11 protein-coding genes are annotated in these 11,933 nt (G+C 61.6%); 9 read left to right on the top strand and 2 right to left on the bottom strand.

The window, feature by feature from the left end:
• The first annotated feature begins 106 nt into the window (after window positions 1-106).
• From FHT92_RS06535 to FHT92_RS06525, 3 genes are all read left to right on the top strand, one after another.
• Entirely contained in the window at window positions 107-1,381 is a 1,275-nt protein-coding gene (locus FHT92_RS06535; protein WP_183746308.1) for an alpha/beta hydrolase, read from the top strand.
• A 77-nt stretch (window positions 1,382-1,458) separates the two neighbouring features.
• Window positions 1,459-2,709: an FAD-binding oxidoreductase gene (locus tag FHT92_RS06530; RefSeq protein WP_183823306.1), complete on the top strand. Its 1,251-nt coding sequence runs from the start codon at window positions 1,459-1,461 to the stop codon at window positions 2,707-2,709.
• A gap of 91 nt (window positions 2,710-2,800) precedes the next feature.
• The gene (locus FHT92_RS06525; protein ID WP_183823304.1) at window positions 2,801-3,838 is read left to right on the top strand and encodes a 4-hydroxyproline epimerase; all 1,038 of its coding nucleotides are present in this window, start codon (window positions 2,801-2,803) and stop codon (window positions 3,836-3,838) included.
• A 9-nt stretch (window positions 3,839-3,847) separates the two neighbouring features.
• On the opposite strand, the gene FHT92_RS06520 is transcribed toward FHT92_RS06525, so the two are convergent.
• Together FHT92_RS06520 and FHT92_RS06515 are read right to left on the bottom strand one after the other, a co-directional pair.
• Entirely contained in the window at window positions 3,848-4,324 is a 477-nt protein-coding gene (locus FHT92_RS06520) for an RbsD/FucU family protein (RefSeq protein ID WP_183746314.1), read from the bottom strand.
• Window positions 4,308-5,555: an ROK family transcriptional regulator gene (locus tag FHT92_RS06515; RefSeq protein ID WP_183746316.1), complete on the bottom strand. Its 1,248-nt coding sequence runs from the start codon at window positions 5,553-5,555 to the stop codon at window positions 4,308-4,310. Before FHT92_RS06515 ends, FHT92_RS06520 begins: the two co-directional genes overlap by 17 nt.
• Before the next feature lie 210 nt (window positions 5,556-5,765).
• Between FHT92_RS06515 and FHT92_RS06510 the strand changes: the two genes are divergently transcribed.
• The 6 genes from FHT92_RS06510 (at window position 5,766) to FHT92_RS06485 (ending at window position 11,883) form a co-directional block, all read left to right on the top strand.
• Entirely contained in the window at window positions 5,766-6,785 is a 1,020-nt protein-coding gene (locus FHT92_RS06510) for a sugar ABC transporter substrate-binding protein (protein ID WP_183746318.1), read from the top strand.
• A gap of 150 nt (window positions 6,786-6,935) precedes the next feature.
• On the top strand, window positions 6,936-8,000 hold the full coding sequence (locus FHT92_RS06505) for an ABC transporter permease (protein WP_183746321.1): 1,065 nt from the start codon (window positions 6,936-6,938) through the stop codon (window positions 7,998-8,000).
• Window positions 8,001-8,002: 2 nt separating this feature from the next.
• Complete coding sequence (locus FHT92_RS06500) at window positions 8,003-8,785, top strand: ATP-binding cassette domain-containing protein (RefSeq protein ID WP_183823302.1); 783 nt, start codon at window positions 8,003-8,005, stop codon at window positions 8,783-8,785.
• Complete coding sequence (locus tag FHT92_RS06495) at window positions 8,782-9,414, top strand: nucleoside triphosphate hydrolase (RefSeq protein ID WP_183823300.1); 633 nt, start codon at window positions 8,782-8,784, stop codon at window positions 9,412-9,414. Before FHT92_RS06500 ends, FHT92_RS06495 begins: the two co-directional genes overlap by 4 nt.
• A 64-nt stretch (window positions 9,415-9,478) precedes the next feature.
• Window positions 9,479-10,519: a dihydroorotase gene (gene pyrC / locus FHT92_RS06490; RefSeq protein ID WP_183746327.1), complete on the top strand. Its 1,041-nt coding sequence runs from the start codon at window positions 9,479-9,481 to the stop codon at window positions 10,517-10,519.
• A 185-nt stretch (window positions 10,520-10,704) separates the two neighbouring features.
• Entirely contained in the window at window positions 10,705-11,883 is a 1,179-nt protein-coding gene (locus FHT92_RS06485) for a GGDEF domain-containing protein (RefSeq protein ID WP_183823298.1), read from the top strand.
• Window positions 11,884-11,933 lie beyond the last annotated feature (50 nt).

The following is an 11,933-nucleotide window of genomic DNA, read 5'->3' as shown; positions in this document are numbered from 1 at the left end:
AACCTTCGTAAAATTGACTCCGCCCTTGGCCTGGGCCTATCTGAAGGCGCGCAGCAAGCGCATGTTGGTGGTTTGGCGCGATGACGCCTGAACCTGCGGAGATGTCATGATCGGCAGATGCAGTGTTTTGGGCAAAGCTCTCGCAGCCCTGCTCGTCCTGGGCCTCCTTGTTTCCTGCGGCCGGCCGATCGGCGTCATGCAGGCGGCTGGCACGGTTCCGCCGGGCACGTCGCGCGTCGATTTGCTGGTAGCGACCACGCGCGCTGCCGATGAAAATCCGGCCATACTCTTCTCCGGAGAGCGCGGCACCGGGTTGATGGTCGATGCAGTCGATGTCTCCATTCCTCCGGAAGCCAATCGGAAGGTCGGGCAAGTGCAATGGCCCCGCCGTCTACCTGCCGATCCGCTCAAGGATTTCGTCACTGTCGCAGTCGATCCGCTTAATGGAGAGAAGGCGGGCGAGAACTGGTTGAGAACGCATATGCCGAAGAGCAAGCGTGTCCTCATCTTCGTACATGGCTTCAATAACCGTTATGAGGATGCGGTCTATCGCTTCGCACAGATCGTCCATGATTCGCATGCCGACGTGGCGCCCGCCGTTTTCACATGGCCATCGCGCGCCAGCATCTTCGATTACAACTACGACAAAGAGAGTACCAACTATTCGCGCGATGCGCTGGAAGAGCTGCTGCGGCGCACGGCCAACAATCCGTCGGTGGGTGATATCACCATCATGGCCCACTCCATGGGGACCTGGCTGACGGTCGAGGCGCTGCGCCAGATGGCGATCCGCGACGGCCACGTCGCCTCCAAGATCAACAATGTCATCCTTGCCTCGCCGGATCTCGATGTCGACGTGTTCGGCCGCCAGTTTCAGAGTCTCGGCAAGGACAGGCCGCATTTCACCATCTTCGTTTCCCGGGATGACCGCGCTCTCGCGCTCTCGCGGCGCATCTCCGGCAATGTCGATCGCCTCGGCCAGATCGATCCGTCCGCCGAGCCCTATCGCAGCAAGCTGGAGGCGGCCGGTATCACCGTGCTCGACCTCACCAAGCTGAAAACCGGCGATCGCCTGAATCATGGCAAATTCGCCGAAAGTCCGGAAGTGGTGAAGCTCATCGGCGACCGGCTGATTGCCGGTCAGACGATTACCGATTCCGAAGTCGGGCTCGGCGAAGCGGTCGGCGCTGTCGCCATTGGTGCCGCCCAGACGGCCGGCAGCGCAGTCAGCCTCGCAGTCAGCACGCCGATCGCCATCTTCGATCCCCGCACCCGCCGCAACTACGATGCTCAGGTGCGCCGTCTCGGCCAGTCGATGAACAATACCGTGGGTTCAGTGGGCGACAGCGTCGGAGCGGGGCTGCCGGAAGACACTCAGTAAAAAATCATAGGCATCCGCTTCGTTGTGATATATCACGTCTCCGGCGGTAATCGACTCTGCCGTGCGGTGGACAAGACATGGCGAATGAAACGAATAGGACGGTAGCCGTTGTCGGCGCCGGTGTGATCGGCGCTTCGATTGCTTTCGAATTGCAGCGGCGGGGTTTTCAGGTAACGCTGATCGACAAGGGGGAACCGGGCAGGGGAACCTCTTACGGCAATATGGCGAGCATCGCGCTTGACTTCGCAGCCGGTTCCGGTCCGTCGACCTGGAAGAAGCTGCCGCGCTGGCTGATCGATCCGGAAGGCCCGGTCTGGCTGCGACCGGGCTACGCGCCGAAAATCCTGCCCTGGTTCCTGCGGTTTCTCGCAGCCGGCCGTCCGGCCCGTCTCAGGGAGATCGAGGATGCGGGCATGAGCCTTTCCAAGGCCGCTCTCGGCGATTTCCGCACCATGCTCGATGCCATCCGCGCGCCCGATCTGATGACCGAGGAGGGCTGTCTTGCGATCTACGAGACCGAGGCCGAATTCGATGCGGACCGTGGCCATCTCGAATTGATGCGGCGCTATGGCCTGGAATTCGAGGTGCTGAGCAACGGCGCGATCCAGTATTACGAACCGACCCTTTCGCCGAAAATCGCCAAGGCAGTGTTGCTGCCGGACAACAAGTCGATCCGCGATCCGTATGACCTTGTCGTCAAGCTCACTGATGCCGCAAGGGCCGCTGGCGCCGACTTCGTATTCGGCCAGGCAAAAGGTGTCGAACGCAGCAGTGACGGCAAGGTTGCAGTTCTTTTCGAAAACAGTAGCCGCATCGAAGCCGACAAGGTCGTCCTGGCGGCCGGCGTTCATACGCGGTTCCTCGCCGAGGCCCTCGGCGAGCCGATTCCCCTTGAAACCGAGCGCGGCTACCATACGCAGATCATGCAGCCCGGAATTTCCATGCGCTATTCGGTGATCTGGCCGCATCGCGCCTTCATGGTCACGCCGACGGCCGGCGGTATCCGCATTGGAGGCAATGTCGAGCTGGCCGGTCTGACGGCTCCCCCCGACTTCCGCCGTCCGCGTGTGCTCGTGCGCCATGCGCAGCGTATCCTGCCCGATCTCAGGGTTCAGGACACCAGCGAATGGATGGGCCATCGCCCGGCGCTGCCGGATACGATCCCGATTATCTCGCCCTCTTCGAAAATACCTGGCGTCTTCTATGCCACTGGCCACGGCCATCTCGGTCTGACCTATTCGGCGACGACAGCACGGTTGATTGCGGATATGGTGGCAGGCGTCAAAACATCAGTTGATATCAAGCCATTCCGCATCGACAGGTACTAGGATTGGTCATGCCCGGAACCTTCGTCACCCGTAACAATATCCGCGTCGATGGAGGCATCGCGCGCGTCACGTCTGATTTGGAGTTTGAAGGATGAGATGGAAGCGCACGATCCAGCTTCTGGACGTTCATGCCGAAGGTGAAATCGGCAAGGTGGCGATCGGCGGCGTGCCGAAGATTCCGGGCGAGACGGTTGCAGCCCAGCTTCACTGGCTGAACACCGACCCCAAGGGGCAGGAGCTTCGTCGCTTCCTCTGCCTCGAGCCGCGCGGCGCACCGATCGGCTCGGTCAACCTCTTGCTGCCGCCGAAGCATCCGGACGCAGATGCGGCCTTCATCATCCTGCAGCCTGATCAGGCGCATGCCAGTTCGGGCTCGAATTCCATCTGCGTGACGACCGCTCTTCTGGAATCCGGCATCGTCGAGATGAAGGAGCCGGAAACTGTCGTTACGCTGGAAACCGCAGCCGGACTGGTCAAGGCCACGGCCACCTGCTGCGACGGTCGCTGCGAAAAGGTGAAACTGACCATGGTGCCGTCCTTCGTCCATGAACTGGATGTCGAGATCGACACGCCGCATTGGGGAAAGATCAGGGCGGACATCTGCTACGGCGGCATCTTCTACGCGCTGGTCGATGTCGGTCAGATCAATCTGACGATCGAGAAGGCGAATGCCGCAGGATTGGTGCAGGCCGGCATGATCCTCAAAGACTTGATCAACCGCAATATCAAAGTCGTGCATCCGGAAATCCCGGCAATCTCAGGCGTGGCCTATGTCATGTTCCGCGATACCGAGGCGGATGGCACCGTGCGCACCTGCACCACCATGTGGCCGGGGCGCGCCGATCGCTCGCCCTGCGGCACGGGCAACTCGGCTAATCTCGCGACGCTTCATGCGCGCGGAAAGGCAAAGGTCGGTGATGTTTTCAAGTCGAAATCGATCATCGGCTCGGAATTCGAAGTCGGCCTGCAGGCGGTGACGGAAGTGGCCGGAAAACCGGCCGTCATCCCGACGATATCGGGCCGCGGCTTTACCTTCGGCCTGTCTCAGGTCGCACTCGATCCCTTCGATCCGCATCCCCTCGGTTTTGCGCTGACGGATGTTTGGGGACCATCGGCCGGCGAAATCTGACGGCCGACATCAATAGACGAAGGGATCGACCTCGGCCTTGGCGGGCTCGTCACCGGCCGAAGGATAGATCACGCCCTTGCGCAGGATGATATTGGCATAAAGCCTCGGCTCGCTGGTCTGGATGACGGCGTGGGCCGCGCGAACGCGGCCATAAAAATCCTGCCCTACCAGCGGAACGACCTGCCGCTCCGGCTCGTGGCGGGCGCAGCAGGCGATCATTTCCTCATGCACGGGATCGAGCTTGTCACGCTCGGTCTTCACCGTCGAACGGAAGATCGCTTCCTCCACGAAGTCGTCGATCGGCAGCACGCTCAGAACGGCATCGAGAACCGGAATGAGATGATGTCCGTCGAGCCGGATCAGCCGCCGCCCATGTTCGACGCCCGGATAATTGCCGTCGACGATGGCGATTTCATCGCCGTGGCCCATGGCCCGAAGTGTCGAAAGCAACTCCGGGCTCAATAGCGGATCAAGTCCTTTCAGCATGGTCTACCTCCTTGAAGAGAACGTTCTGGTCGGTGAGGTAACGCGCGAAAATCGGCAGACTGGCGCCGCCGATGGCGCGTGCCTGCGCTCCGACCGCGCCCTCGATGATTTCGGGCATGACGACGCCCTGCAGGTCAAGCTTGGCTGCTTCGTCGATCGTGGCCTGCACCACACGGCTACGCACCCAGGCGGGAAAACCGCCGTCGATGACGGCCGCGCTGAAATCGACGATCGAAGCGGCAGCGACGATCGCCTGCGCCAGCGCCTTGGCGGTATCCTGGATCCAGCTTTCCATGGGCTCACCGAAATCCACCCAATCGTCGGCGGAATACCAGAGCGGCTCGGGATCGATGCCTCGCTCGCGCAGCATATTCTCGAGCACGAAGATCGAGGCGATTTCGAGCAGCTGCTTCGTCTCGCCGTTCTTGCCGCGCACCGGCAGCGGCCCGATCGCGCCCGCCGTGCCGGTGCGGCCGGAAAAGATCGCCGAGTTCAGCACAATGCCGCCGCCGATGAAGGAGCCGATGAAGAAATAAACGAAATCCGGATAGGAAGGCCCGACGCCGAAGACCAATTCCGCCCCGCAGGCGCTGGTCGCATCGTTCTGCAGGAATACCGGATGGGGAACGCGCGCGGCGATATCGGTCTGCAGGTCGACATCGCGCCACACCTCCATCGCGCCCGCCGGCGCTCCCACCTCTTCGGCCCAGTTCCAGAGCTCGAAAGGTGCGGCGATGCCGAGGCCGGCAATGCGGCTGCGCTGCTTTTCGTCGAGCCGGCTTTCGAGCTCCTGGATGCCCGAGGTGACGAAGGCGAGGATTTCGTGCGGCAACGGATAGGCATAGGTCCGGTGCAGCTGCATGCGGATGCGGCCGACGAAATCCATCAGCACCAGATCGGCGCTGCGCCGTCCCATCTTCAAGCCGAAGGAATAGACGGCGTCGGGATTGAGATGCATGGGGATCGATGGCTGGCCGACGCGACCGCGTACGGGATCCCCGCGCAAAAGCAGGCCTTCCTTTTCCAAGACCCGCATGATGACTGAGACGGTCTGCGCCGAGAGCCCGCTGCGTCGCGCGATATCGGCCTTCGACAGTGCGCCGTAAAGACGCACCAGCGACAGCACGAGCCGTTCGTTATAGGCGCGCACCCTGACCTGGTTCGCACCCCCGGCCGGATTGAGAATTGGTGGCGGGGCCGGCATGTTTTCCGGTCCATCCAAGGATGACATGGCCGCTCCTCCCGATCGTTGGCCTATGCCCGATTTTCGCCGAGCATGCCACATCGAATTAATAATTCAATTGGATTTATTTATTGACAAGCCGATTTCTTTCGCTCTTAATTGCCATCGTCAAGGGCACAGGAAGGTTTAGAGGCCTCCGAGTGCCGCCTTTAATTCCGGCTCCGCAGGGGCGGCGCCGGCAAACTCTGGGAGGAGTCCATGAAGAAATCCGTTCTCGCTTTCAGCGCGCTCGCGCTCGGTGTCGCCTTTTCCGCTCCGGCCATGGCGGCCGACGTTTCCGCCTGCCTCATCACCAAGACCGACACCAACCCCTTCTTCGTCAAGATGAAGGAAGGTGCGACCGCCAAGGCCAAGGAACTTGGCGTTTCGCTGAAGTCCTATGCCGGCAAGATCGATGGTGACAGCGAAAGCCAGGTTGCGGCGATCGAAAGCTGCATCGCCGACGGCGCAAAGGGCATCCTGCTGACGGCTTCCGACACCAAGGGCATCGTGCCTGCGGTCAAGAAAGCCCGCGACGCCGGCCTGCTGGTCATCGCGCTCGACACGCCGCTGGAACCGGCCGATGCCGCCGACGCCACCTTCGCCACCGACAACCTGCTCGCCGGCAAGCTGATCGGCCAGTGGGCCAAGGAAACGCTCGGCGACAAGGCCAAGGACGCCAAGGTCGGCTTCCTCGACCTGACGCCGTCGCAGCCGACAGTCGACGTTCTGCGCGACCAGGGCTTCATGATGGGCTTTGGCATCGATCCGAAGAACCCAGACAAGATCGGCGACGAAGACGACAAGCGCATCGTCGGCCACGACGTGACCAACGGCAACGAGGAAGGCGGCCGCAAGGCCATGGAAAACCTTCTGCAGAAGGATCCGAGCATCAACGTCATTCACACGATCAACGAGCCGGCCGCTGTCGGCGCCTACCAGGCGCTGAAGGCTGTCGGTATGGAAAAGAACGTGCTGATCGTGTCGGTCGACGGTGGTTGCCCGGGCGTCAAGTCGGTCAAGGAAGGCGTCATCGGCGCCACCTCGCAGCAATATCCGCTGTTGATGGCTTCGCTCGGCATCGAGGCGATCAAGAAGTTCGCCGACTCGGGTGAAAAGCCGAAGCCGACCGAAGGCAAGTCCTTCTTCGACACCGGCGTCTCGCTCGTCACCGACAAGCCGGTCTCCGGCGTCAAGTCGATCGACACCAAGGAAGGCACGGACAAGTGCTGGGGCTAAGCCCGATCTATTGAAAGAGAAAACGGTCGGGGCTTGATCCCCGGCCGTTTTGGACGGACGATGTGCCGTCGCTCCACCGGCTAAGCAACAACGGATGAACAGGAGTGACGGCCTCCGCGCGGTTCGGCGCGCGGACGCGGAGGAGGAACAATGACCGGAGCACAGGAATTCGAACGCGTCCTCGACGGCAGCGACAAGAACGTCGCCTCCTTCGAGCACCAGGATGTCTCGCTGATCAAGCGCGCGCAGCATTTTCTGCACTCGACGCCGGCCGCCGTGCCGCTGATCGTGCTGGTGCTGGCGATCGTGATTTTCGGGATAGCGATCGGGGGACGGTTCTTCTCGTCCTATACGCTGACGCTGATCCTGCAGCAGATCGCCATCGTCGGCATTCTCGGCGCCGCCCAGACGCTGGTCATCCTGACGGCCGGCATCGATCTTTCGATCGGCGTCATCATGGTGATCTCGGCTGTTATCATGGGTAACGTCGCGATTACCTACGGCATACCGACGCCGATCGCGGTCGCAGCCGGCCTCCTTGTCGGCGGCCTGTGCGGATTGCTGAACGGCTTCCTTGTCGCCTTCATGAAACTGCCGCCCTTCATCGTCACGCTCGGCACCTGGAATATCGTCATGGCGACGAATTTCATCTATTCCGCCAACGAGACGATCCGCGACGCCGACGTCGACGAACAGGCGCCGCTGCTTCATCTTTTCGCCGCGAGCTTCAGGCTCGGCAGTGCCGTGCTCACCCTTGGGGTCATCGCCATGGTGTTGCTCGTCCTGCTGCTCTGGTATGTTCTCAATCACACCGCCTGGGGCCGACATGTTTATGCCGTCGGCGACGATCCCGAGGCCTCAAAGCTGTCCGGCATCCAAACCAAGCAGGTGCTGCTGACCGTCTATACGATATCGGGCATCATCGCCGCCTTCGCCGCATGGGTGTCGATCGGCCGCAACGGCTCGATCTCACCGTCTTCGGCTGTCACCGATTATAATCTTCAAGCGATCACCGCGACTGTGATCGGCGGCATCTCGCTGTTCGGCGGCCGCGGCTCCATTCTTGGCACGCTCTTCGGCGCCATGATCGTCGGCGTCGTGTCGATGGGGCTCAACATGCTCGGTGCCGATCCGCAATGGAAAGTCCTGCTGACGGGCGTGCTGATCATCGCCGCCGTCGCCATCGATCAGTGGATCAGAAAGGTTTCGGTGTAATCATGGCTCGCGAACCCCTTCTCACCGCCCGTGGTCTCGTCAAGCGTTATGGACGCGTGACCGCGCTCGACAATGCCGATTTCGACTTGTATCCGGGGGAAATCCTCGCCGTCATTGGCGATAACGGTGCCGGCAAGTCCTCACTCATCAAGGCGATTTCAGGCGCCGTCACGCCCGATGAGGGGGTGATCACGCTGGAAGGCCGGCAGGTGCAGTTCAGGTCGCCGATGGAGGCGCGTGAGGCCGGCATCGAGACGGTCTATCAGAACCTCGCGCTGTCGCCGGCACTGTCGATCGCCGACAATATGTTCCTCGGCCGCGAGATTCGTAAACGCGGCCCGCTCGGCTCGGTGTTCCGCATGCTCGACCGGCCGGCGATGGAAAAGCTGGCACGCAACAAGCTGTCGGAACTGGGCCTGATGACGATCCAGAACATCAACCAGGCGGTCGAGACGCTCTCCGGCGGCCAGCGTCAGGGCGTCGCTGTCGCCCGCGCCGCCGCCTTCGGCTCGAAGGTCATCATCATGGACGAACCGACAGCGGCTCTCGGCGTCAAGGAAAGCCGCCGCGTGCTGGAGCTGATCCTCGACGTGCGCGCCCGCGGCCTGCCAATCGTGCTGATCTCCCACAACATGCCGCATGTCTTCGAGGTGGCCGACCGGATCCATATCCACCGTCTCGGCCGGCGGCTGACGGTGATCGATCCGAAGGAATATACAATGTCCGACGCCGTCGCTTTCATGACCGGCGCCAAGGCGGCGCCGACGGAGCCTGTCGCGGCATGAGCACACGCATCGATGACATCGCCGGCGAGGTTCTCGTCCGCGCCGGCGATGCCAAACGTTTCCTGATCGCCGTCGCCGGGCCGCCCGGGGCGGGAAAGTCAACGATGGCCGACAATCTGGCCGTCGCGCTGAAAGCCAGAGGCGAAAGCGCTGAAGTGCTGCCGATGGATGGCTTTCACATGGACAATGCCATCCTGATCGAACGCGGCCTCCTGGCGCGCAAAGGTATTCCCGAAACCTTCGATGTTCGCGGGTTTCTCGATATCATTCGCGCTGTCAGGCGGGCCGACCAGGAGGTTCTGGTGCCGGTCTTTGATCGCTCGCGCGAACTCGCCATCGCGTCGGCCCGCGCCATTTCTCCCGATCATCGCTTCATCATCGTCGAAGGCAATTACCTGCTGTTTTCGCTGGGCAAATGGGCCGAACTCGAAGGCGTGTTCGATTTTTCGGTGATGCTGGCGCCGCCGATCGATGTGCTGGAAGAGCGGCTCTGGGATCGCTGGCGCGGCTATAAGCTGACCGAAGAAGAAGCAAGCGCCAAAGTCTACGGCAACGACCTGCCGAACGGCCGCCTCATCCTCGAAAATCGTCGGCCTGCCGACATCACATTGGAACTCGCGCTAGCCTGAACAGTTGTTTCCGCACCGGTCTTGATGCTATCGAGGCGAAACCCACCTCGCTTCGGAGGCTCCCATGCAATCGATCACCATCCGCCGTCCTGACGACTGGCATCTGCATCTGCGCGACGGCGCCATGCTGGAAGGTGTGATCGGGGATACGAGCAGCACCTTTGCCCGCGCCATCATCATGCCGAACCTGGTGCCGCCCGTCGTCACGACCGCTGATGCGGCCGCCTATCGCGACCGCATCATGAAGGCGCTTCCGGCTGGCCATCGCTTCCAGCCGCTGATGACGCTCTATCTGACCGAGCATACGAGCCCCGACGACGTGGAAGAGGGAAAGAAGAGCGGGCTCATCACCGCCGTCAAGCTTTACCCGGCCGGAGCGACCACCAATTCGCATGGCGGCGTGCGTGACATGGAAAAGGCGATGCCGGTGCTGGAGCGCATGGCGAAGATCGGCCTGCCGCTCTGCGTCCATGGTGAGGTGACGACGCCTGATGTCGATATCTTCGATCGCGAGGCCGTCTTCATCGAGACCGTGCTCGATCCGCTGCGCCGGCGCTTGCCCGAGCTGAAGGTGACGATGGAGCACGTGACGACATCTGATGGTATCGACTACATCAAGGCGGCCAAAGGCAATCTCGCCGGCTCGATCACTACGCATCATCTGATCATCAACCGTAATGCCATCCTCGTCGGCGGCATCCGGCCTCATTATTACTGCCTGCCGGTCGCCAAACGCGAGACCCACCGGCTGGCCCTGCGCGCGGCCGCCACCGGGGCCGATCCGCGCTTTTTCCTCGGCACGGATTCCGCCCCGCATGTCGATCCGCTGAAGGAATGCGCCTGCGGCTGTGCCGGCATCTACACCTCGATCAATACGATGAGCTGCCTTGCTCATGTGTTCGAGGAGGAGGGTGCTCTGGAACGCCTCGAAGCTTTCGCGTCGCTGAATGGCCCCGCTTGGTACGGCTTGCCGCCGAACGAGGAACGCATCACCCTGTCCCGGCATGCCGAGCCAATCTTCTTTCCCGCCAAGGTAGAAACAGGCGCCGGCTCGGTGACCGTCTTCGATCCGATGTTTCCGCTTCATTGGCAGGTGATGGCGTAGGTGCTACGTCAGTATTTTCTATTTTAAATCGAATATTCGTTTTAAATTCCGGCGCGACGTTAGACGCGTAACATTTTTATTGTGCGATGCATCATTTGTTAACGGATGCATAAGACATTCCTCATCGCAAAGCCCATCAGCTGCCAATATCCTCTGGCGCGACAATAGCTGCGGAGACTGAAAGCATGATGCTTGACTACAACTCCCTCCTGCTGGCGCTGGGTGTGTCGGCGGCATGTCTCGCCGTGACATTGATGGGCAGTTGGCTCGTCCGTCGGGCCGAAACCGTGCTGCTCACTGCCACCATCGGTCTCGTCCTCGTCGTCAGCGGCATTTTTGCTTACAGCGCCTATGTGAGTAAGCCGGAGCTATCGTTCGGCATCGCCAATTTCGTGCTGTTTCATGCCGGGTTTGCCACCATATGGGGTGCAGGCAAGCAGTTTCTTACTGGGCGCCTGGTGATATCGGCCATCGCAGTCCGGGCTTTGGCGGCGATGGTCTTCTCCACTGTGCCGATGCTATTAGGTTATGACGGTCTGGCCTTCATCGCCGACAATCTTGCCATCGCCCTGCTGCTCTTTGCTACCGCCAGGCAATATTGGCTCGCGCGCGCCGAAGCGCCGGCGCCGCTCCTCGGGATTGCTGCGCTCTATACGCTGACGGCCATCTCCTTCGTTCTCTGCGCCGCCGTGCTGATCTCCGAAGGAAAGCTCGTGCTCGGAAAGGCGCCCAGCAATTGGGCGGAAGATCTGAGCCTCGCCGTCTGCATCGCGGGCATGACAGGGATTGGCGCGCTGTCGCTGGCATTGCATCAGTGGCGGCTCGCCGCCCGTCATCGGCTCGAGGCGATTACCGACCCGCTGACCGGTTTGCTGAACCGCCGCGCGCTGTTCGATCAATACGGCACGCGTCCCATGGACCCGACCACCGCCGTCATCGTCTTCGATATAGATCATTTCAAATCCGTCAACGACCGTTATGGCCATGCCACGGGCGATCGCGTGCTCAAGATCTTCGCCGACGAACTTTCGGCCAATTGCCACACCGACGATACCGTCGCGCGGCTCGGTGGCGAAGAATTTGCGCTGGTGCTGAAGGAGAGCATGCCCGGCCGGGCGGAAGTCGCGGCCGAGCGTATCCGAAAGGCCTTCGAGGCGTGCGAGATCCCCACCGACGACGAGGTGCTCAAATGTACTGTCAGCGTCGGCGTCGCGCCCTGCCGCGCCAAGCCGCTGGACTTTGACGCCATGCTGAGTGCCGCCGACAAGGCGCTCTACGTCGCCAAGCGCGCCGGCCGCAATCGCGTCGAACTCGCCGGCCACCTGCATTCGGTACCGTCAGGCTTCGCGCGATCGGCCTCTTGATCGTTCTCTCAACCTTTCATAAGCTGATAGCCGGTCGAATGCAGCCAGCC

The sequence above is a fragment of the Rhizobium sp. BK377 genome, assembly GCF_014193935.1.
Classification (GTDB): domain Bacteria; phylum Pseudomonadota; class Alphaproteobacteria; order Rhizobiales; family Rhizobiaceae; genus Rhizobium.
The sequence above is the reverse complement of the archived record's forward strand: the minus strand, read 5'-3'. Positions and strand labels throughout refer to the sequence as shown.

What these genes read in the sequence shown, in the direction of transcription:
- pyrC (WP_183746327.1), top strand. Translation starts at nt 9,479, where the DNA reads ATGCAATCGATCACCATCCGCCGTCCTGACGACTGGCATCTGCATCTG.
- FHT92_RS06515 (WP_183746316.1), bottom strand. Translation starts at nt 5,555, where the DNA reads ATGTCATCCTTGGATGGACCGGAAAACATGCCGGCCCCGCCACCAATT.
- FHT92_RS06525 (WP_183823304.1), top strand. Translation starts at nt 2,801, where the DNA reads ATGAGATGGAAGCGCACGATCCAGCTTCTGGACGTTCATGCCGAAGGT.
- FHT92_RS06510 (WP_183746318.1), top strand. Translation starts at nt 5,766, where the DNA reads ATGAAGAAATCCGTTCTCGCTTTCAGCGCGCTCGCGCTCGGTGTCGCC.
- FHT92_RS06495 (WP_183823300.1), top strand. Translation starts at nt 8,782, where the DNA reads ATGAGCACACGCATCGATGACATCGCCGGCGAGGTTCTCGTCCGCGCC.
- FHT92_RS06500 (WP_183823302.1), top strand. Translation starts at nt 8,003, where the DNA reads ATGGCTCGCGAACCCCTTCTCACCGCCCGTGGTCTCGTCAAGCGTTAT.
- FHT92_RS06485 (WP_183823298.1), top strand. Translation starts at nt 10,705, where the DNA reads ATGATGCTTGACTACAACTCCCTCCTGCTGGCGCTGGGTGTGTCGGCG.
- FHT92_RS06530 (WP_183823306.1), top strand. Translation starts at nt 1,459, where the DNA reads ATGGCGAATGAAACGAATAGGACGGTAGCCGTTGTCGGCGCCGGTGTG.
- FHT92_RS06520 (WP_183746314.1), bottom strand. Translation starts at nt 4,324, where the DNA reads ATGCTGAAAGGACTTGATCCGCTATTGAGCCCGGAGTTGCTTTCGACA.
- FHT92_RS06535 (WP_183746308.1), top strand. Translation starts at nt 107, where the DNA reads ATGATCGGCAGATGCAGTGTTTTGGGCAAAGCTCTCGCAGCCCTGCTC.
- FHT92_RS06505 (WP_183746321.1), top strand. Translation starts at nt 6,936, where the DNA reads ATGACCGGAGCACAGGAATTCGAACGCGTCCTCGACGGCAGCGACAAG.